Genomic DNA, 19,520 nt, shown 5'->3' with positions numbered 1-19,520 from the left:
GGACATGGTGTGGGTATCCGTCTCCAACGACCGGACGACAGAGCACTTGCGGCTGGACGCCGGGCCCGCCGGGTTTCGAGCCAACGGCCTGGTGGTCGGGCGGTTCGATGGCCTGCCGCTGCGCCTCCGCTACACCCTGGACATCGCCGATGACTGGACTGTGGGCTCGCTGAGGGCCGACCTCGAGGGGGGCGCAGGGCTAGATCTCGACAGTGACCGGCGGGGGAACTGGCACGGCACTGACGGGATGCAATTGGAAACCCTCGAGGGCTGCCTGGACGTTGACATTCAGGCGACCCCGTTTACCAACACCCTCCCCATCCGCAGGCTTGGACTCGAGGTGGGGGGTTCCAGGGAAATCTCGGTGGTTTATATCCCTATGCCCTCGCTGGTGCCCCGCCGGGCACAGCAAAAGTACACCCGTCTTGGCCCGGATAAGTACCTCTTCGAGGGCCTCGAGACGGGGTTTCGGGCGGTTCTGCAGGTGGACGACCAGGGCTTGGTGCTCGAGTACACTGGTTTGTTCAGGCGCGTGTGAGGGCGATTTATGCGACATTTCGTTGCGCTCGGGGATAGCTTCACCCAAGGTACCGGGGATCCGGTAGAGGGCCTGGAGCTGCGCTCTGCTCACGACTGGCTGGCTCTGTGGCTGAAAGCGGCCAACCCGGGGATGCGGTACACCAATCTGGCGGCGTACGGCCTGCGTTCCTGGGAAATCCGCGAGCAGCAGATGAGCCGAGGGCTTTCCCTGCAGCCCGATTTCATCAGTCTGATCGGACCGGGAAACGACGCCCTGCGCGGTCCCTTCAGTGCCGAACGACTGCGGGCCGAGCTAACCCTGATGTTTGGGGCTTTCAGGAGCATCGGGGCTCAGATCTTTACCGCCACCACCCCGGATTTTACCCTGCGGCTGGATCTGCCTGAGGGCGTAGCCCGGCGGCTGCGCCGGAACCTCGAGGCCACCAATGCCCTCCTGCGCGATCTAGCGGCCCAGTATGAGGCAATCCTATACGAGTTTTGGCAAGGTCCGCTGGACCGCGACCCGGCCATCTGGAGCGAGGACGGGGTGCATCCCAATGCACGGGGCTACCTGGCAATCGCCCAGGATGTCGCTCCCTTGCTGAGGCAACAGGGGCTCGAGCTGTCCCCCCCTGCCGATGTTTTGAAACAAGGAGTCTACCCATGAAAGAAGCTGTGATCGTGAGCGCCGTGCGTAGCGCTGTGGCTCGAGGCAAATCCGATGGGGCCTTGGCCAATGTCCATCCCATTGACCTTTCGGCCACGGTGATGAAGGCGGCGGTGGAAAAGGTGGGGCTGGACCCGGCCCTCCTCGAGGACATCCAGTGGGGCTGCGCCATGCCCGAGGCCGGTCAGGGCCTCAACGTAGCCCGGCTCTCCATGCTGCGGGCCGGATTCCCAGTGGAGGTCACTGGAGCCACCATCAACCGCTTTTGCTCCTCGGGTCTGCAAAGTGTGGCCTATGCGGCTCAGGCCATCATGTCCGGCATGAACGAGGTGGTGCTGGCCGGAGGCGTGGAGATGATGAGTCAGGTGCCCATGTCGGGCTACCATACCCAGCTCCACCCCGAACTGACCGAGGCCTACATCGGCATGGGCTTTACCGCCGAGCGGGTGGCCGAGCGCTGGGGGGTCAGCCGCGCCGATCAGGACGCCTGGGCCCTGCGCAGCCACCAGAAGGCGCTGGAGGCCCAGGCCAGGGGCGCTTTTGAGGGGCAGATTGTGCCCATCCCGGTCCAGAAGGTCTCCTGGAAAGGGGCTAAAAAGCAGGTCGAGGAGTTCCTGTTCGCCAAAGACGAACTGCCCAGGGCCGACACCAGCCTAGAACGCCTGGCCAAGCTCAAGCCAGCCTTCAAGGAGGGCGGCACCGTGACGGCAGGGAATGCCTCGCCTTACTCCGACGGCGCTGCCGCGCTGCTGGTGATGAGCGCCGAGAAAGCCCAGGCGCTGGGTCTGAAGCCGCTGGCCCGCTTCGTCTCCTTTGCAACCGGCGGGGTGAATCCCGACATCATGGGCGTGGGGCCCATCAAGGCCGTGCCCAAGGCTCTGGCCAAAGCCGGTATCGGGATGGACAACCTCGAGCTCATCGAGTTCAACGAGGCCTTTGCCGCCCAGGTGCTGGCGGTGATGGGAGAGCTCCAGATGAACCCCGAGAAGGTCAACGTCAACGGAGGGGCCATTGCCCTGGGGCACCCCCTGGGTGCGACGGGGGCCAAGCTCACCACCCAGCTCATCCACGAACTCGCAAAGCGCGGCGGCGGGTTGGGGATGGTGACCATGTGCATTGGCGGTGGGATGGGCGCGGCGGGGGTTTTTGAGGTATACCCGCAGGCCTAGTCCACCGGAGCGGGCTACCCGATCTTGTTGCCCTTTTCGTCGTAGCGATAAAATCCACGCCCGCTTTTGCGTCCCAGAAGCCCTGCCTGCACCATCTTGCGCAACAGCGGCGAAGGGCGGTATTTATCGTCGCCTAGGCCCTGGTGCAGCACCTCCATCACGCTCAAGCAGGTGTCCAGGCCGATGAAGTCAGCCAGGGTTAGCGGCCCCATGGGGTGGTTCATCCCCAGCTTCATGATGGTGTCAATGGCCTCCGGCTCGCCCACGCCCTCCATCACGCACTGTATGGCCTCGTTGAGCATCGGCAGCAGGATGCGGTTGGCCACAAAACCGGGGTAATCGTTGACCTCAACCGGGGTTTTGCCCATCCTCCGCGCCGCAGCCACCACAGCCGCCGAGGTCTCCTGGCTGGTCAAGTAGCCGCGGATCACCTCGACCAGCTCCATCAGGGGCACCGGGTTCATGAAGTGCATACCGATAAAGCGCTCCGGACGGCCCGTCGCTGCTGCCAAGCGGGTGATGGGGATGGAGGAGGTGTTGGAGGCCAAGAGGGCCTGGGGCTTCAGTAGGGCATCCAGCTCGCGCAACAGCTCGAGCTTGGTCGGCTCGTGCTCCACGATGGCCTCAACCACCAAGTCGCAGTCGGCCAGGTCCCGCAGTTCCAGCGTGGGGTGAATCCGCGAGAGGGCCCCATCGTGGGCGGATTGATCCAGCTTCCCCTTTTCCAAGAGCTTGCCCAGGCTCCGCCGAATGCCCGCCAGGCCGCGCTCGAGGTAGCCCTGCTCGAGGTCGCGGAGCACCACCTCGTACCCTGCCTGCGCGGCCACCTGAGCGATTCCTGAACCCATCTGCCCTGCTCCCACCACCCCAATCTTGCGAATTTCCATGGTTATCAGTCTACCCTTCCCACCCACCCCCGACGCACTTCACCCTGTCTAAATCAAGGCGGCAGTACGATAGGGCTCTGAATGCAGCCTCAAGACCTGCCCCCTCTGCCCGAACAACCCGGGGTCTACCTCTGGAAAACCGGGGAGACCATCCTCTACGTGGGCAAGGCCAAAAGCCTCAAGGCCAGGGTCAGCAGCTACTTTCACGCCGAAGGGAAATCTGCTCGAGTGGCCCACGAAGCCGACCGCCTCGATTTCATTGTGGTGCGCGATGAGGTGGAGGCCCTGCTCCTAGAGGCCAACCTGATCAAGCAATACCGCCCTCGGTACAACGTCTTGATGAAGGACGACAAGCACTACCCCTTCCTCAAGCTCACCCAGGAGGAATGGCCCATGCTGCTCATCGTGCGTCGGGTTCAAAACGACGGTGCGCGCTACTGGGGCCCCTTCCCCGATGGCGGGGCGGTGCGGCGAATCAAGCGGCTGGTGGATCGGGTGTTCAAGCTGCGCAAGAACTCAGGAATCCCCTTCAAGAAGCGGCGCTTCCCCTGCCTTAACTACTCGATGGGGCGCTGTTTCGCCCCCTGTGTGAGCAAGGCCGAGCCCGACCTCTATGCCCAAGAGGTGCAAAAGGTTGCCGACCTACTCGATGGAAACGTGGAGCGGCTCTTCGAGGGCCTTCAGGCCCAGATGCAGGAAGCGGCTCGAGCCCAGGATTTCGAGCGGGCCGCCGAGATCCGGGATCAGATTGCCGCAGTACGCAGCTTTTTTGGCACCAACCAACAGGCTTACGACGTAGAGCTGGGGGACCTGGACTTCATAGGGTTTGCCCGGGCCGGGGATTACGCCATGCTCCAGCATTACCAGATGCGCGGCGGGCAGATGCTGGGGCGGATTTCGCGCTTTGTGGAGGGGGTTAAGGAAGCCAGCGACCCAGAACTGTTGGAGGCCTTCCTGCGCGACTACTACCTCGAGGCCACCCCCCTACCCCCGTTGGTGCTGCTGCCGTTCGAGCTCGAGGCCGAGGCCGCCTTCTCGGAGTTCCTCAGCCGTAAAGGCCGCAAGGTCGAGGTGCGGGTGCCCCAGCGGGGGGACAAAACCCGCCTGGTCGAGCTCGCCCAGAGCAATGCCCAGACTGCGCTCGAGGCCGAGCTCAAGCTCCAAGAGCGGCGCGGCAACCACCCCGGCCTCAAGGGGCTGATGGATGTGCTGGGGCTCTCACGCAGCCCCTACCGTATCGAAGGTTACGATATCTCCAACCTGATGGGTGAAAGCGCGGTCGGGAGCATCACCGTTTTCGAGGGGGGGCGGCCCAAAAAGGCGGAGTACCGCCGGATCAAGATCAAAGGGTTGAAGGGCCAGCCTGATGATTTCTTCTCCATGGAGCAAACCGTGGCTCGGCGCTTCAGCGGGAGCCTGGCCGAGAACCTGCCCATCCCGGACTTGCTGTTAATTGATGGTGGGCTTGGACAGGTGCGGGCCGCACAAAAGGGCTTACGGGCCGCGGGATTGGAAATCCCGCTGGTGGGGCTGGCCAAGCGCGAGGAGACCCTGATTCTGCCCGACGGCCAGACAATTGCCCTGCCCCTAACCCACCCTGCCTTGCAGCTGCTGATCTATGTGCGCGACGAAACCCATAACAACGGCCTGCAGTTCCACCGCAAGCTGCGCAACGCCAAAACCCTCAAGAGCATCTTCGACGACATCCCGGGTATCGGCCCCGCCCGTAAGAAAGCCCTGCTGCACCACTTCTCGACCCTCGAGGAGCTTCGGGCCATGAGCGTGGAGGAACTGGCCAGACTGCCCGGCCTGGATCGGCGCAGCGCTCAAGCCGTGCTCAAAGCCCTCAACCAAGCTCCCGTAGCGCTTGGAACCCCCGAAACTCAATACCCCTGATCCCGGCTCACGGTGTTCAGGAGCGGTTCCCCCCGCACATACCGCCCCACCTGCTCCACCACCAGGCGGAACCCCCGCTCAAAGAGCTTATGGGTCGAGCCGGCCATATGCGGGGTGAAAAACACCCCCGGCAACGACCACAGCGGATGCCCCTCAGGAAGCGGCTCCGGATCGGTCACATCCGAGATCAGGCGAATCCGGTGCGCTCGGACCGCCTCCACCAGGGCGTCCTGATCCACGGTCTTGCCCCGGCCAGCGTTGACATATAGCGAACCGGGTTTCATCTGGGCTACCAGCTCGGCCCCAAACAGGCCCTCGGTCTGCGGGGTGTAGGGCAGCAGATTGATGACCACATCGGCTTGGGGCAGCAAGTTGGGTAACTCCGTAAGGGCCCAGACCCCCTCCCTGGCCGTTCTGGCCACCCTAAGGAAGTGAACCCCAAAGGCCTCGAGCCTGCGCTCGGTGGCCCGCGCAATTGAGCCATAGCCCAAGAACAGTACGGTAGAGCCCTCGAGGTCGTCCACCCACTGGTAGGCCCACCTTCCCTCGCGCTGCGCGTCGCGGAACTCGGGAAACTTTTTTACCGCCCCCAATATGGCCCCCACGATCCACTCCGCAACCGGGGTATCGTGCACCCCTGCGGCATCACAAAGGGTGATGTGGGGGGGCATCTTGGGCAGAATCCAGTCCACCCCAGCGGTCAGGGTTTGCACTACCCTCAGGGCCGCCAGTTGAGGCAGCACCGTGAAAAAGTGCTTGGCCCCACCGTAGGGCGCAACCGCAAACTCCGCCCGCAGGGCCTGCTCGGGGAGCGGGCCCTCTTTAGGTAGGTAGGCGATTTCGACGGACTGGGGTAAGCCTTGCAGATACCGGGCTTCGGTTCCTTCGGGAACGAGCAGAATCATGAATTACAGTGTACCGCCCGCGCCCAACGGCTCCCTAAGCCACCCCCTCCCACTGTTCCTTGGTGATCTCCATCGGAACAAACTCGGGTTTGGGGGTGAAGCCAAAGTTGAAGCGCAAGGGGGGGGGAGGAGAGGACACAAAACGGAACCCGGCTTTCTCGAAAGCCCGCTGGGCCCGCAGGTTATGCCTGTAGGTACGCAGCTTAACCTTGTGCAACCCCATTTTGGTAAAGGCATAGGCCAACACAGCCCTGACCGCATCGGTGCCGTAACCCTGCCCCCAACGATCCTTGGCCCCGATCAGGATGCCTAAGGTGGCCTCGTTGCGCGAGAGCTCATACAGCTCGACCGTGCCCAGCCACTCCCCCTTCTCATCCAGGATGCCGAAACCCAGGCGATCCCCGCGCGCGACCTCCCCCATCACCACCCGCTTGAACAACCAGACCGGCATCTTGAGGGGACGGCTACCGTTCCACTCCGCAATCTCCGGATCGCGGAAGCACTCGTAAAAACGTCGCCACTCCTCTTCGGTCAGGGTTTCGGTGAAGGGTTTGAGCGTGACCCGCCCACAGCGAGGCCAGGTGTCAGAGATCACCACAGCTTCAGCATAGCGCGAAACCCCGGGCAGGGTGTAGGGTAACACAAATCCCCAAACTCTCCCCTTCCTACTCTTTCAGACCGCCTGTTTAGGGGTATAGGCCCAGCAGCGAGCGGGCCTCGAGCACCCGGGTTGCCGCCACGATATAGGCTGCGGTACGCAGCGAGACCTTTTTATCCTGGGCCACCTGCCAGACCGCCTCGAGGCTTTGGCGCATCAGGCGCTCGAGCCGGGCGTTGATCTCGGCTTCGGTCCAGAAAAAGCTGTTGAAATCCTGTACCCACTCGAAATAGCTCACCGTGACCCCACCGGCATTGGCGATCACATCGGGAACCACAATGACCCCGCGCTCGTTCAGGATGTCGTCCGCCGCAGGAACGGTTGGGCCATTGGCCCCCTCCACTACGATCTTGGCCTGTACTTGCCAAGCATTCTTCTCGGTGATCTGCTTCTCGAGGGCCGCCGGAACCAAAAACTCGCAGGGTACGGTGAGCACCTCCGAAGCGGGGATGGCCTCGGCCTTGGGATAGCCCTTGACCCCCCCCAGGCTGGCCACATGCTGGAGCAGGTCATGGGGGTCAATGCCCCCATCGTTGCGTACCGCCCCGGTCACATCGGAGACCGCTACCACCTTGGCCCCGGCCTCGTGAAAGATGCGGGCAGCGGCATTGCCCACATTGCCAAAGCCCTGCACCACCACCCGGCTGCCCTCCACCGGCAGCCCTATTTTCTCGGCGGCTACAGCAGCAGCCACGAATACCCCGCGCCCGGTGGCGTCTTGGCGGCCCAGCGAGCCCCCCACCGCAATGGGCTTTCCGGTCACCACCCCTGGGGTGGTACGGCCCACGTTCATGGAGTAGGTGTCCATCATCCAGGCCATCTCCCGCGCCCCAGAACCCACGTCGGGGGCGGGAATATCCTTGTCTGGCCCGATGATCAGTCCGATCTCTGAGGTATAGCGCCGGGTCAGGCGCTCGAGCTCTCCTGGGCTGAGCTTACGCGGATCCACTCGAATCCCACCCTTACCCCCGCCGTAGGGCAATCCCACCGCAGCATTTTTGATGGTCATCCAGGCGGAAAGGGCCATCACTTCCGAGAGGGTTACATCCTGATGGAAGCGTACCCCGCCCTTGGCCGGGCCGCGAAAGGTGTTGTGATGCACCCGGTATCCCTCAAAGTGCAGCACCGCGCCATCATCGGTGTGAATGGGCACATCTACGATCAGGATGCGCTTGGGACGTTTGAGGTCTTCAACCCAGTAGGCCAGCTTGCCCAGATAGGGGGTTACCCGATCTACCTGGGCCAGGTAAATCTCCCAGGGGCCGATGGTCTCGCTCGAGAGGTATGAAAGGGGTTCAGATTTCATTGGGGGCCTCCACAGGGCATTGGAGATACGCGGGCGGTATGCGGTTGCCTAGGGTCACGGGCGGGCATCCAGAGCGTGTGCCCTACCTTCATGGATATACCCCCCGCAGTCGGTTGGCCTCGTTGATGCGCTCCAAAGCCAGCGCGTAGGCTCCATCGCGAAGCCTTCCCCCCAGCGGCTCAGCCCGCTCGAGCACCGCCCGCATCGAGGCGTGAATGTACTCGCGCAGCCGGGTCTGCACCTCGGTCGCATCAAAGTAGAACATCGAGAGGTCTTGCACCCACTCGAGATAGCTCATCACCAGCCCTCCGCCATTGGCCAGCACATCGGGGATGATGTGGATTCCACGGTAGTGCAAAAGGGTTTCAGCCTCAGGCGTAATCGCCCCATTGGCCCCTTCCACCACCACCGAGGCCCCCACCTCCTCCGCGTTCTCAGCGTCAATGGCCCCCTCGACCGCAGCGGGCACCAGGTAGTCCACCTTGAGCCGGAGCAGTTCGGCGTTGGAAATCGGCTGGGCCGGGAAACCCTCGAGGCTGCCGTGGAGGGCGTAATGCGCCTCGAGGGCGCTCACCTCCAGGCCGCTGGGGTCGTAGACTCCGCCCTTGCTGGTAGAGACGGCAACCACCTTCAAGCCCTCCTTGAGGGCATAGCGAGCCACCGCACTCCCCACCTGGCCAAAGCCTTGAATCGCCACCGTAGCCCCTTGGATGGGGGCTCCATAATGGTGGGCCAGATCGGTCAGAACATAGACCAACCCCTGACCCCCTCCTTCGTCTCGAGCGGCCACCCCCCCCACTTGGATCGGTTTGCCGGTCACCGCGCTCAGCATGGTCTGACCCTTGTTCATGGTGAAGGTGTCTTGAAACCAAGCCATGATGCGCATGTTGGTCCCCACGTCGGGGGCCAGGATGTCCTCATCCGGGCCAATCAGCTCGATCAGCTCGGCCACATAGCGGCGAGAGAGCCGCTCGAGCTCGCGGTTGCCCAGGCTGCGGGGGTCCACCGCCACCCCCCCAGCCGAACCGCCGAACGGCAGGTTGTACACCGCCGCCTTAAGGGTCATCCAAGCCGCCATCCCACAGGTCTGACCCAAGGTGACCTCGGGGTGGAAGCGCACCCCGCCCAAGGCCGGGCCTCGGGCGATATCGTGGATCACCCGATACGCGGTGAAATGGCGCACCGCGCCATCGTCCATCTTCACCGGAAGGGAGAGCCCCACCATCCGCTTGGGATGGGTGAGGTAGCTGGCAGTAGCCGGGTGGATATGGGCCACTTTTAGGGTGGTCTCGAGGCGGCTCAAAAAGCTCTCCCACAGCCGGGCTTCGCCGGGGGGACGGTACGCAGTTTTCAGCATGAAATCACCGCTGAAAGTATACCTTGACCCCCGTTACCGCCGCGAGTCCAGACCCGCTTTACCCGAGAGTTCGGGCCTCAGCTCAAGCGCACCAGTTCCCGCTTAGCCAGGGCCTCGAGCTGGTCTCGAGCCGCGGAGCGAGGCAGCTCCCGTAAAGCCCCAATGGCCTGCTCCACCCGCTCGGCGATTGCCTGGATCACCTCTTCCGCAGCCTTGGACTGTTGGGCCAGCTCCTGCAAGCGGCGAACATCTCCCTCCTCGCGCCCCCGCCGCCGGAAAATGGCCCCCACCTCTTCCGGGTATGCCTCCAGCAAGCGCAGGGTAATGCGGGTGACCTTACCCTCCCGCACATCGCCCCCCGCCGGTTTCCCCAACACCTCCGAAGAACCCATCAGATCGAGGTAATCGTCGCGCATCTGGAAGGCCTGACCATACAGGGCGCCAAAACGAGCCAGCGCCTCACGGTGGGCCAGCGGGGCCTCGGCCAACACCGCCGCCCCTTCACAGGCCAACTGCATCAGCGCAGCGGTCTTCCCGTGGATGATCCGTTCGTAGTTTGCTAGGGAATACTCCCCCAGGGCCGCGACCTGAAACTGGAGCACCTCTCCCTCGGAGAGCATCCGGGCCGCCTCAGCACACAGGGCCACCAGTTCTAGATTGCCAATCTGGGCCAATAAGGCCATCTGCCTCGAGAGCAGATAGTCCCCCGAAAGCACCGAGACGGCATTGCCATATTTACGAAACGCTGCCTCTCGGCCCCGCCGGGTCTCGGCGTCGTCGATCAGGTCGTCATGGAGGAGCGAGGCCGAGTGAATTAGCTCGACCGCCAAGGCCAGCTCGAGGGCATGGGGCACCTCTCCCAAAGCAGCAGAGGCCAAAAACACCAGCCGAGGCCGCACCCGCTTGCCACCCGCCGTTACCAAATCCTCTTCAATCAGGCCGATGAACTCCACCTCAGACTTCACCACTTTGCGCAGCCGCTCCTCAAAAGCAGCAAGGAACGATTCCAGGTCTTGGGTGAAGTCTTTCACGCTCATGGCTAAAGAGAAGTATACCCCAGAGCCCTCAAAGGCTCTGGGGCGTATCACAGGATTGATCCGTTAGTAGAGGGTGATGGGAGTAGGCAAGGTAACGGTCGTCACCTGACCACTGTCGCTCACAACCTCATAGCTCTCCACTTTTATAGAGTCACGGGCAGGTATACCGCTGGCTTGAGCATAGCTGAGGGTTTGGGTCACTACGCAGGGATCGCTATCTGGGGCCTGCTCCTGAGCATCTGCCGGGCAAGGCCTTACTTCAGCTCCCGGAATAGTCCCGCCCCCCACCAAATTAAGGCTGTTGATGGTCCCACCCGGACTCCCCGCTAAATTCCTAATGTAGTAGGTAACCGAAAGACCCACCAGCACAGGCTGACCATTTGCATCGGTGCCATATTGAGGGGTAGAAGTCCCAGCCGAGATTCTTAGGCTCGGCACGTTAAACCTGGGGGTAAAGTTCCCACAACTCACCAGCATGCCAAGGCCAAACATTACGGCCACAAGTTTGATTGGCTTCATCCGATCATCTCCTCTCTCCATTTGGGGTTGAGCACGAAGAACGACAACCTGCTGAGCCCTGCTAAGAAGTCCACGTTCTCCACTGCCACCTCTTTGGGGACCTCCAGAACCACCGGTGCAAAGTTCAGGATGCCCTTTATTCCCGACTCTACCAGACGATGGGCAACCGCTTGGGCCGAATCAGCAGGAACCGCCAAAAGGCCGAACTCGATGCGCCGTTCGGCCACTGCCCGGGGCAGATTATCCATGCCTTCGACGTGCATGCCCCGAAAGGTCATGTGGTACTTGGAGGGGTCGCGGTCAAAGAGACCCCGCAAATCAAAAATTTCGCTGAAGCCGGGATAATCCGCAATGGCTTGACCCAGCCTTCCCATCCCCACGATGGCCAGGCCCCACTTGCGGTTGAGGCCCAAGATCTGGCGCAGCTCACGGCGCAGAATCTGCACGGTATACCCCACCCCGCGCGTGCCGTAACTGCCAAAGTAGGAAAGATCTTTGCGCACCTGAAAAGCCGTGACCTGGGCCTCTTCCGCCAGTTGTTCGGAGGAGGTCCGGTTGACCCCTCGAACCTCTAGATCCTCGAGGATACGCAAATACGTCACTAGGCGCGAGATTGCAGCACTGGGCACCTTAGCCATCTAACGAACCTCCAAAACTTCCAGGCCCCTAGCCTGGAGGGCGGCCTTAGCCGGAGCCACATCGTCTAGGGGCCCGACCCGAACTTTGATCAGGCCGCTCTCCTCGACCAACACAGGGGCATAGCCCGCCTCTCTAACCTTCGCCAGCACAGGAGCGGCGCTCTCGCGGCTTCTATAGGCCCCCACCTGGAGAAAACGCCCCCCACTGGGCTGGCCCTGAGTGGGGGCCGGTGGGTTGGTGGGTTGAGCGGGGACCGGCATGGCCGCGACCTTGGGGGAGTATTGGCCCAATCCTCCGGCCACCGCCTGGGCCCGGGCTGGGTCGGCGTAGGGCCCCACCCAGACTCGGGTGTAGCCTGCGGAGGTCTCGAGGCCCACCGGATATCCACGACCCCGCAAGTTTGCCGCCAAGCGGTTGGCGTTGGCCGGGTCCGAAAAGGAACCCACCACCACCCGCCAGGCCCCGCCCCGATCTGCCCCTACCGAGACCGCAGGTGCTTGGGGCGAATTCGACTGAGATGGCTGAGGCTGGGCCGTGGTTCGGTCGGTCACCTTGGGGGGAGCGGGTACTGGCTTGGCGGCAGACGGGGCGGGTTCGGGGCTGCTGGGAATCACCGTGACCACGGGTTCGGAATCCGCCCCAAGGCCCGGCTCAGGCTGAGGGCGCGGTTTGGGGGTCACGGGGGCGGGGGTTGCCGGCTGCGGCTTGGTTGCTTGAGGCTTCGTAGACGGCTGGGCCGGTTCAGTCTTGGGGGGGGAGAGCGGAGCGGTCTGCCCTCCCTGAAACGCCGTGAGTGGGTTCACCCCGGTGAGGAAAAACACCACCCCAGCCATGATGACGGCGACCAACAAAAAGATCAGCGCGTCAAGCCAGTTCGCTCTTAGCCATCCCATGCCCCAATCTTACAGGCTCCTCAGCAGGGGCTCATTAGCGCAGCAGGTCGCGCGCCGGGGCGTAGCCCAGGTCTGCCGAGCGCTGCCAGGCTCGCTTGGCCTCGGCGTCTCGAGACAGCGCCTTGAGCGCCAAACCCAGGTTGTACCAGGCCACCGCGTTCTTGGGGTCAAGGGTCACCGCCTGCGAGAGCACCTTCTCCGCGTCCGAGTAGCGGCTGGAGGCATAGAGGGCGGCCCCTAGGTTGGCGGCATTGGTCGCATTGGGCTCGAGGCTGTTGGCTCGGTCCAGGCTGATGACCGCAGCGTTGTAGTCCTTGAGGGCAAACTGGGCACGGCCCAGCAGACTCCAGGCCTCAGCCCGGTCCGCCTTGAGGTTGACCGCCTGGGTCAGAACCCCTACCGCATCGCTGTAACGCCGCAGGTTATAGGCGGCCTTGCCCCGCAGGATTAGGGCCTCGAGCAGGTCTGCCCCCTGGCTGTTTTGCGCGGCAAGCTCAGCGAAGCGTCCCGATTCAGCGTACTGGCCCAGCCGGTCGTAGGCCGTCGCCAGGCCCAGCAGCACTTTAGGCTCATCTGGGTTTTGGGCATAGGCGTTCTGGAAAGACTCGATGGCCCCCTTGGGGTTGCCGCTTTGCAGGCGGGAAAGCCCCAGGTTGTACTGGGCCATCCACAGCTTGGGATCAAGGGTTACCGCCTGAACCAGCGTAGCCTGCTGCTCCTTGCCCTGTTGTAGGCTGGATTTCTTGAGCAGGAGCTGAGCTTTGGCCGAGTTGTCCTTGGCCACCTCGAGCCCCCGGTCAATCTCCCGCAGGGCCCGCTGCGGAAGCCCTTGGGCCACATAGATGTCCGCGATTTGCGAGATGGCCCCCACATTGGCGGGGTCTGCGGCCAAGATCTCGTACAGCACCGGCAAAGCCTCCAGGCCCTTGCCCGACTTAACCAGGCTGTCCGCCAGCAGGGCCATCATGTCCGGGTCTTTGGGCAGGGCTTTCAGGCCCTCCTGCAAAACCGTCGCGGCAGTATCGTACTGCCCCTGAGTGCGCAGGGCTTTGGCATCCCCGATGTAGGCCGGCTTGAGGTCAGCCCCGCTGAGGTTGGCCTTGCTCCCTACTTCTATGGCCTTGGCAAAAGCAGCCGCAGCCTCTGGGGCTTGCCCCTGGCGATCCCGCACCACCCCGAGGTTAAACCAACCCTCAAAACGGTTGGGATCGAGAACCGTAAGCTGGGTGAACTCGAACGCAGCCCCCTTCAGGTCCCCCTGGCGGTACAGGGCCAGTCCCAGACCGAAGTGAGCGCTGTAGCTGGAAAAATCTTTGGCGATCACCGCCTCGAAGCCCTCAACCGCCTCGGCCAAACGGCCCGCGTCCAGCGCAGCTTGCGCCTTCTGCAACACCGGATCGGTGGCGACCTGGGCCGCAGCGGGCTGCGCAGCCTGCCCGTTTTGCTGTGCGAGCGAAAGCGAGAAAGCCAGGAGGGCTGCTCCCAAGAGTCGTTTCATACCGTTTCCCCCACGTAAAATCTGCATTCCGGGGTCATTCTAGCACGCAGGGAAACCCCTCCCCAGGGCAAATGAACAAGTGCGCTCGAGCCCCGACCAGGCGCACCGTCACGGGGCAGCCCTTTCAAGAGGAGAAAGCCAACCGCGCACAGCGCTTGATCCAAAGCACTTCCGCTCTCGCGGTCGCAGGGGTCCTTCTGGGGTCAGTCGTGGCTGCAAAGGCAATCCAGACCACAAATGCAGGGGCGATAAAGGCTAGTTTTCCCCAGATTGTATGCAAGTATACCAGCCGAGCCTAGCGCGTAGGAAGGTTTTTTTCAGCGGGTATTGCCTAGGATTGGCAGATGGGAGGTGGGAGCCTCACCTGCCTGAAGGAGGATAAACTCGGCATGAGCAAAACGCCCATTACGGTTGCCTACGGAGACGGCATCGGCCCGGAGATTATGAGCGCGGTACTGCAAATTCTGGAGGCTGCCGGAGCTCAGGTCACCCCTGAAGTCATCGAGATTGGGGAGAGTGTCTACTTAAGGGGACACACCAGCGGCATTGAAGATTCCGCCTGGGAAAGCCTACGGCGTACCAAGGTCTTTCTCAAAGCCCCCATCACCACCCCCCAGGGCGGGGGTTATAAGAGCCTTAACGTCACGGTACGAAAGACCCTTGGGCTTTATGCCAATGTGCGCCCGGTGCAGTCTTACGAACCCTTTGTCACCACCAAGCACAAGTCCATAGATTTGGTGATCGTGCGCGAAAACGAGGAAGACCTCTACGCAGGAATTGAGCATCAGCAGACCAACGAGGTGGTCCAGTGCTTGAAGCTCATATCCCGCCCCGGAACCGAGCGGATCGTGCGCTATGCCCTCGAGTTCGCCCGACGCAACGGACGAAAAAAGGTTACCTGCATTACCAAAGACAACATCATGAAGCTCACCGATGGCCTCTTTCACCGTGTGTTTGACGAGCTGGGGGCCGAGTACCCCGAGCTGGTCAAAGAGCACATGATCGTAGACATCGGGGCGGCCCGGCTCGCCGAGATGCCCGAGCGCTTTGACGTGATTCTGGCCCCTAACCTCTATGGGGATATCCTCTCCGACATCGCCGCGGAGGTGGCCGGCTCGGTGGGGCTGGCGGGCTCGGCCAACGTGGGCGATGAGGTGGCGATGTTTGAGGCGGTGCATGGATCGGCTCCGGATATCGCGGGTAAGGGCATCGCCAACCCCTCCGGGCTTCTCCAGGGGGCGATCCTGATGCTGGTGCACATTGGTCAGCCGGAGGTGGCCGCACGGATCAAGAACGCCTGGCTGAAGACCCTCGAGGAGGGCATCCACACCGCGGATATTTACGACGAGCGGGTCAGTGTGCAAAAGGTGGGAACCCAGGAGTTTGCCCGAGCGGTCATTGAGCGCCTGGGGCAGGAACCGGACCGGCTGCGCCCGGCCCGGTTTGGCAAGCCCAGCCCCGAGCCCATGGTGCCCCGGGTAGAACGCAAACCCGCGGCCCAAAAGGAGCTGGTGGGGGTGGATGTGTTCGTGGATTGGAAGGGGCAGAAGCCGGAGGAGCTGGCCGCGCAGCTTCAACCCCTGGCGACCAACAACCTCGAGCTGGTCATGATCACCAACCGTGGGGTGAAAGTCTGGCCGGGCGGGTTCCCCGAGACCTTTCGCACCGACCATTGGCGGGGCCGCTTTATGGGCCAGGGGGTGCGGCACGCCGATGTGGTAGCCCTGCTGACTCGAGTGGCCGAGGCCGGCCTGGACTTCATCAAAACCGAGAACCTCTATACCTTTGATGGGAAGCCTGGGTACTCTCTGGGCCAGGGGCAGTAACCGCCCAGCCGGCGATCACCCCCTAGAACCGGGGTCAGAAGCCCCCCATGCAAGCTTTGGCAACCTCTGGGCCTCTACCGGGCCCAGAGCTGTTTTAGGCGGAGCCTGGCCCAGCACCCTCACCGCTGCTTGACCTTACGGGGCGTTTCCCCTAATATACGAGAGTTCTACACCAACGGTGTGGACGCGGCGCAGGGTGGAGCAGTCTGGTAGCTCGTCGGGCTCATAACCCGAAGGTCACAGGTTCAAATCCTGTCCCTGCAACCAAGCGATTAGGGCCCGGGGGTTCCCGGGCCCTAGATTTTACTTACCCGCCCTAAGGCCTGGCTGGGGGTTCGGGCACCTATGGCGTAGAGGGCTACCCGCAGCTCCCATAGGAACTGCTCGAGCCAAGCCACGACCGCTTGAGGCCCCTCGAGGGCTGGTCTTAGCAGTGGCCGGGCCACCGCTACCACCTGGGCTCCGAGCGCCAGGGCAATGGCCGCCTGGGTCCCGGTGCGCAGCCCGCCTGAAGCAATGAGCGGGGTCTGGGGCAGGGCTGTGCGGCATTCCAGCAAGGCCTGAGCGGTGGGGATGCCGATCTCGACCAGCTCAGGGTGCACCACCCGTCCCCGGTGCACGATCTCCTCCACCTTGGCCCAGGAGGTACCCCCCGCTCCCGCCACATCTAAGGCCGCCAACGGGAGGCCCTCGAGTTGCCGGGCCACCTCCCCGCTGAAACCGTGCCCCACCTCTTTGAGCAGGAGCGGGAAGGGAAGCTGGGGCAGCAGCCCCCGCAGCGCGCCCAGGAGCCCGCGAAAATCGGTGTCCCCTCCCTGCTGTAAGGCCTCTTGCAGGGGATTGGCATGCAGGGCCAAGGCATCCGCCCCCACCGCAGACACCGCATCCAGCAAGTGCGCGAGGCCATATCCCTTGTTGAGCTGCACCAGCCCCAGATTGCCGATCAGCAGGGCGGTTGGGGCTACCTCGCGCACCTGAAACGAGCGTGCGGCCTGGGGGTGCTCGAGCATCACCCGCTGGCTGCCCAGCATCATCCCCACCCCCAGCCGCTCTGCGGCCTCGGCCAGGGCCCGGTTAATCCGCCCGCCGAACTCTTCCCCTCCGGTCATCGCGCCGATCAGGAAAGGGGCCTTTAGCTGCTTCCCAAGAAACTCCGTGGAGAGATCCACCTCCTCCAGGGAGATTTCCGGCAAGGCCTGGTAGCGCAAGCGGTAACGCTCGAGGCCGGTGGTCACCCGCTGGTACTCCACCGCTTCGTTCAGGCAGACCTCGAGGTGTTTGCGCTTACGGGTTTGGAGGTTGGGCGAATCCACGACCAGCGGATTGTACGCCAGGAAGCCCCCCCAGAATGCAGCCCGGACTATCCCGCCCGCCGCCCCTCCTGGCGGCCACGGTTCTGTCTTGAAATCCGACGGCTCAAAATAGGGGAAAAACGCCCTATGATGGGCATCATGGAAGCGCGCACCCTCGAGCTGGTGTTTCCCGAACACGCCAACCCCGGTGGTAACGCCTTCGGCGGCTTCGTCTTGGGGCTGATGGACAAGGTGGGCTCCTACGCGGCCATCCGCCGCGCCCGCAAGCGCTGCGTGACCGTGCGGGTGGGCGAGGTGGTGTTTGAGGTTCCGATCCGGGTGGGGGATTTGCTGGAGATTGTGGCCCGGGTGGTGCGGGTGGGGCGCACCTCATTGACCGTAGAGGTCGAGGTTTACCGAGAAAACCTCAAAGAGAGCAAAACCCTGGCCACCCGAGGCAACCTGACCTATGTGGCCGTGGACGAGCAGGGAAAACCCGTTGAGGTAGGGGAGCCGGCAGCGGAAAAAGAGCCCGGCCTATAGGCGTACGATCGTGCACTTTGCGCCTATCCTCCAGGCGGTCGGTACGACCGTGCGCTTTGCGCATATCCTCAAAGGACTAGGGCAGCAGGGCCTCGAGCCCCTCCAGGTTCTCCACAGTCCAATCCGGCGATGGGGCGTGGGTCTCGGCAGGGGCCCCCGTACGGTTGCACCAGGCGGTGCCGAAGCCAAAGCCCTTGGCCCCGCCCACATCCCAGCCATTGGCCGAGACAAAAACGATCTCACTGGGGATCGCGAAGAAGGCCTGGATCGCCAGGTCATAGGCTTTTGGGCTGGGCTTGTACACCCCCACCAGGTCCACGCTCAAGATGTGGCTGAGGTAGGGCCCCAGGTTGTTGTGCACCACCACCCCCTCGAGCATCGCCTCCGTGCCGTTGGAGAGCAGGGCCAGTGGATAGCGCTCGGCCAGGCGGAGCAGGCTGGCCCGCACCTCGGGGAAGGTTGGAAGCCTCAGGTAAGCGTCCATGAGCTGCTCGAGCTGAGATTCCTCCGCCGCAAGGTTCAGGGCCTGGAGGGTATAGGACAGGGATAAGCGCGTCACCGACCAGAAGTCTTGGTAACGCCCCATCAGCGAGAGCCACCAGGAATACTCGAGCTGCTTCCTGCGCCAGGTCTTGCTCACCGCCGAGCCCTTACCGGGGTACAGCTCATCCGCCAGCAGGGCGAGGCGACCCAGGTCAAAAAGCGTCCCATAGGCATCGAAAACCACCGCTTTGAGCATCGCCCTCCAATGTATCAGCCCCATCTGGCTCGGAGCAATGATAGGCCGCTGATCTCAACCCTTCCGAGGGCCCAGGCTTTGCAACCACAGGGCCCCCCGTGGCGCCAGGGTCAGCAGGGGCCTGGGAGCAGGGTCGCCGTGCAGGGCCTCGAGCGGGCCGAGCAGCGCAAGCGCCGCTTCCAGGACCAAGTGGGCAAAATGCATCCCCAAGCAGGTTCGCTCCCCCGCGCCAAAGGGCAGATACCCCCAGGCCGGGATCCGGCCTGTGAAGCGCGAAGGGTCGAACTCGAGGGGCCGGGGCCACAGCCGGGGGTCTCGGTGGGTCAGGTAGGGGCTGTAGAGCACCAGACTGCCCTTGGCAAAACGGTGGGGGCCAAACTCAAACCCCTGTGCAGCGCGTCGGCTGCCCACAAACCCTGGCGGGTAGAGCCGCAGGGTCTCCTTGATCAGCAGGGAATGCCCCTGGGGGGTATGCCACTCGGGGTAACGGGCCGCATGCCAAGCCGCCCAGGCCAAGGTGTGGGCGGTGGTGTCATAGCCAGCCGCCAGCCCCACCCGCACCTCCTCGAGCGGCAAGTGTGCGGCCATGCCGTGGCCCTCGGTCTGCAGCCGCAGGATCCGTCGCCGAGCCTGGGCGAAGCGCAGTGGACGCGGTAGCAGGGGGGCGGGAAAGGGATGGTCAAGGGGGGCTAGAAAATGGGCCAGCGCCCGCAAGGGAAAGCGTCCATCGAAGTAGAGCAGGTTCAGCGCGGTGAGGGCCACCTTTGAGGCCCAGGCCCGGGCCTCAAAGGTTCCGGGCGGGGATAACGGTGCCAAGGCCTCGAGCAGTCGTTCCCGCAAACCCGCCACCGCCTTGGCGTGAAACCCTGGGTCGAGGCGCTGCCGCTGGGGCCGGTGCTGAGGGGGGTCGGTGGTGATGATCCCCCCGGCCAGATATGGGGTGAAGGCGGACAGGCTACCCCGCGAGCGGAAGGTCTCCAGGTCGCTCAAGACCAGGCGGTTCCAGGCCGGGCTATACCCCACCACCGTAGGCCAGCCCAGGCGCAATCCAAACACCGGGCCCAGGGCCGCCCCCTCCTCGAGTAGGCCCAGCCCCCCCTGGGCCCAACGCGGCAGATGCCCAAAGCGGGTGGGGTAGCCACTGGGCTCCGGTGGGGTCAGGGGTTCCAT

Annotated in this window: 19 protein-coding genes and 1 tRNA gene; 7 read left to right on the top strand and 13 right to left on the bottom strand. The window is 63.4% G+C overall.

The window, feature by feature from the left end:
• Positions 1–4 precede the first annotated feature (4 nt).
• From Mgrana_RS07750 to Mgrana_RS07740, 3 genes are read left to right on the top strand one after another with little or no spacing between them, the layout of a single operon-like run.
• Complete coding sequence (locus tag Mgrana_RS07750) at positions 5–538, top strand: putative glycolipid-binding domain-containing protein (RefSeq protein ID WP_147021156.1); 534 nt, start codon at positions 5–7, stop codon at positions 536–538.
• Between the two features lie 9 nt (positions 539–547).
• Entirely contained in the window at positions 548–1,186 is a 639-nt protein-coding gene (locus Mgrana_RS07745; protein WP_119357034.1) for an SGNH/GDSL hydrolase family protein, read from the top strand.
• Positions 1,183–2,355, top strand: a complete 1,173-nt coding sequence (locus Mgrana_RS07740) for a thiolase family protein (protein ID WP_119357033.1) — start codon at positions 1,183–1,185, stop codon at positions 2,353–2,355. Before Mgrana_RS07745 ends, Mgrana_RS07740 begins: the two co-directional genes overlap by 4 nt.
• Before the next feature lie 14 nt (positions 2,356–2,369).
• Here Mgrana_RS07740 and Mgrana_RS07735 read toward each other — a convergent pair whose 3' ends face one another.
• A complete protein-coding gene (locus Mgrana_RS07735; RefSeq protein WP_119357032.1) occupies positions 2,370–3,242 on the bottom strand; it encodes a 3-hydroxybutyryl-CoA dehydrogenase in 873 nt (290 codons plus the stop codon).
• Between the two features lie 81 nt (positions 3,243–3,323).
• On the opposite strand from Mgrana_RS07735, the gene uvrC reads away from it, so the two are divergent.
• On the top strand, positions 3,324–5,138 hold the full coding sequence (gene uvrC / locus Mgrana_RS07730; protein WP_119357031.1) for an excinuclease ABC subunit UvrC: 1,815 nt from the start codon (positions 3,324–3,326) through the stop codon (positions 5,136–5,138).
• On the opposite strand, the gene Mgrana_RS07725 is transcribed toward uvrC, so the two are convergent.
• The 9 genes from Mgrana_RS07725 to Mgrana_RS07690 all read right to left on the bottom strand — a co-directional run bounded on the left by Mgrana_RS07725 (position 5,126) and on the right by Mgrana_RS07690 (position 13,950).
• Complete coding sequence (locus Mgrana_RS07725) at positions 5,126–6,043, bottom strand: 2-hydroxyacid dehydrogenase (RefSeq protein WP_119357030.1); 918 nt, start codon at positions 6,041–6,043, stop codon at positions 5,126–5,128. The two genes, uvrC and Mgrana_RS07725, sit on opposite strands and share 13 nt — an antisense overlap.
• A gap of 34 nt (positions 6,044–6,077) precedes the next feature.
• A complete protein-coding gene (locus Mgrana_RS07720) occupies positions 6,078–6,641 on the bottom strand; it encodes a GNAT family N-acetyltransferase (protein ID WP_119357077.1) in 564 nt (187 codons plus the stop codon).
• Positions 6,642–6,729: 88 nt separating this feature from the next.
• On the bottom strand, positions 6,730–8,007 hold the full coding sequence (locus Mgrana_RS07715) for a Glu/Leu/Phe/Val family dehydrogenase (RefSeq protein ID WP_119357029.1): 1,278 nt from the start codon (positions 8,005–8,007) through the stop codon (positions 6,730–6,732).
• Positions 8,008–8,095: 88 nt separating this feature from the next.
• A complete protein-coding gene (locus Mgrana_RS07710) occupies positions 8,096–9,364 on the bottom strand; it encodes a Glu/Leu/Phe/Val family dehydrogenase (protein WP_119357028.1) in 1,269 nt (422 codons plus the stop codon).
• 77 nt (positions 9,365–9,441) lie between these two features.
• Complete coding sequence (locus tag Mgrana_RS07705) at positions 9,442–10,401, bottom strand: polyprenyl synthetase family protein (RefSeq protein WP_119357027.1); 960 nt, start codon at positions 10,399–10,401, stop codon at positions 9,442–9,444.
• Positions 10,402–10,464: 63 nt separating this feature from the next.
• On the bottom strand, positions 10,465–10,920 hold the full coding sequence (locus tag Mgrana_RS16705) for a hypothetical protein (RefSeq protein WP_147021155.1): 456 nt from the start codon (positions 10,918–10,920) through the stop codon (positions 10,465–10,467).
• Complete coding sequence (locus Mgrana_RS07700) at positions 10,917–11,558, bottom strand: redox-sensing transcriptional repressor Rex (protein ID WP_119357026.1); 642 nt, start codon at positions 11,556–11,558, stop codon at positions 10,917–10,919. The genes Mgrana_RS16705 and Mgrana_RS07700 overlap by 4 nt, the downstream gene beginning before the upstream one ends.
• Positions 11,559–12,452, bottom strand: a complete 894-nt coding sequence (locus Mgrana_RS17070) for an SPOR domain-containing protein (RefSeq protein ID WP_240631289.1) — start codon at positions 12,450–12,452, stop codon at positions 11,559–11,561.
• 34 nt (positions 12,453–12,486) lie between these two features.
• On the bottom strand, positions 12,487–13,950 hold the full coding sequence (locus Mgrana_RS07690; RefSeq protein WP_119357025.1) for a tetratricopeptide repeat protein: 1,464 nt from the start codon (positions 13,948–13,950) through the stop codon (positions 12,487–12,489).
• A 389-nt stretch (positions 13,951–14,339) separates the two neighbouring features.
• Between Mgrana_RS07690 and Mgrana_RS07685 the strand changes: the two genes are divergently transcribed.
• A complete protein-coding gene (locus Mgrana_RS07685) occupies positions 14,340–15,776 on the top strand; it encodes an NADP-dependent isocitrate dehydrogenase (protein WP_119357075.1) in 1,437 nt (478 codons plus the stop codon).
• Between the two features lie 190 nt (positions 15,777–15,966).
• Positions 15,967–16,043: transfer RNA gene (locus Mgrana_RS07680), tRNA-Met, on the top strand.
• A 29-nt stretch (positions 16,044–16,072) separates the two neighbouring features.
• Here the strand turns inward: Mgrana_RS07680 and fni are convergent.
• On the bottom strand, positions 16,073–17,089 hold the full coding sequence (fni, locus tag Mgrana_RS07675; protein ID WP_240631288.1) for a type 2 isopentenyl-diphosphate Delta-isomerase: 1,017 nt from the start codon (positions 17,087–17,089) through the stop codon (positions 16,073–16,075).
• A gap of 138 nt (positions 17,090–17,227) precedes the next feature.
• Here fni and Mgrana_RS07670 point away from each other — a divergent pair, with 138 nt between their 5' ends.
• Entirely contained in the window at positions 17,228–17,611 is a 384-nt protein-coding gene (locus Mgrana_RS07670) for an acyl-CoA thioesterase (RefSeq protein ID WP_119357073.1), read from the top strand.
• Positions 17,612–17,687: 76 nt separating this feature from the next.
• Here Mgrana_RS07670 and Mgrana_RS07665 read toward each other — a convergent pair whose 3' ends face one another.
• A complete protein-coding gene (locus Mgrana_RS07665; RefSeq protein ID WP_170146428.1) occupies positions 17,688–18,350 on the bottom strand; it encodes a haloacid dehalogenase type II in 663 nt (220 codons plus the stop codon).
• 54 nt (positions 18,351–18,404) lie between these two features.
• Positions 18,405–19,520 (bottom strand): cytochrome P450 (locus Mgrana_RS07660; protein ID WP_119357023.1); only part of this gene is annotated, 1,116 nt, incomplete at its 5' end.

Origin of the sequence: Meiothermus granaticius NBRC 107808, from assembly GCF_003574355.1 — a bacterium.
In the GTDB taxonomy this organism is placed as follows: Bacteria; Deinococcota; Deinococci; order Deinococcales; family Thermaceae; genus Meiothermus; species Meiothermus granaticius.
The sequence above is the reverse complement of the archived record's forward strand: the minus strand, read 5'-3'. Positions and strand labels throughout refer to the sequence as shown.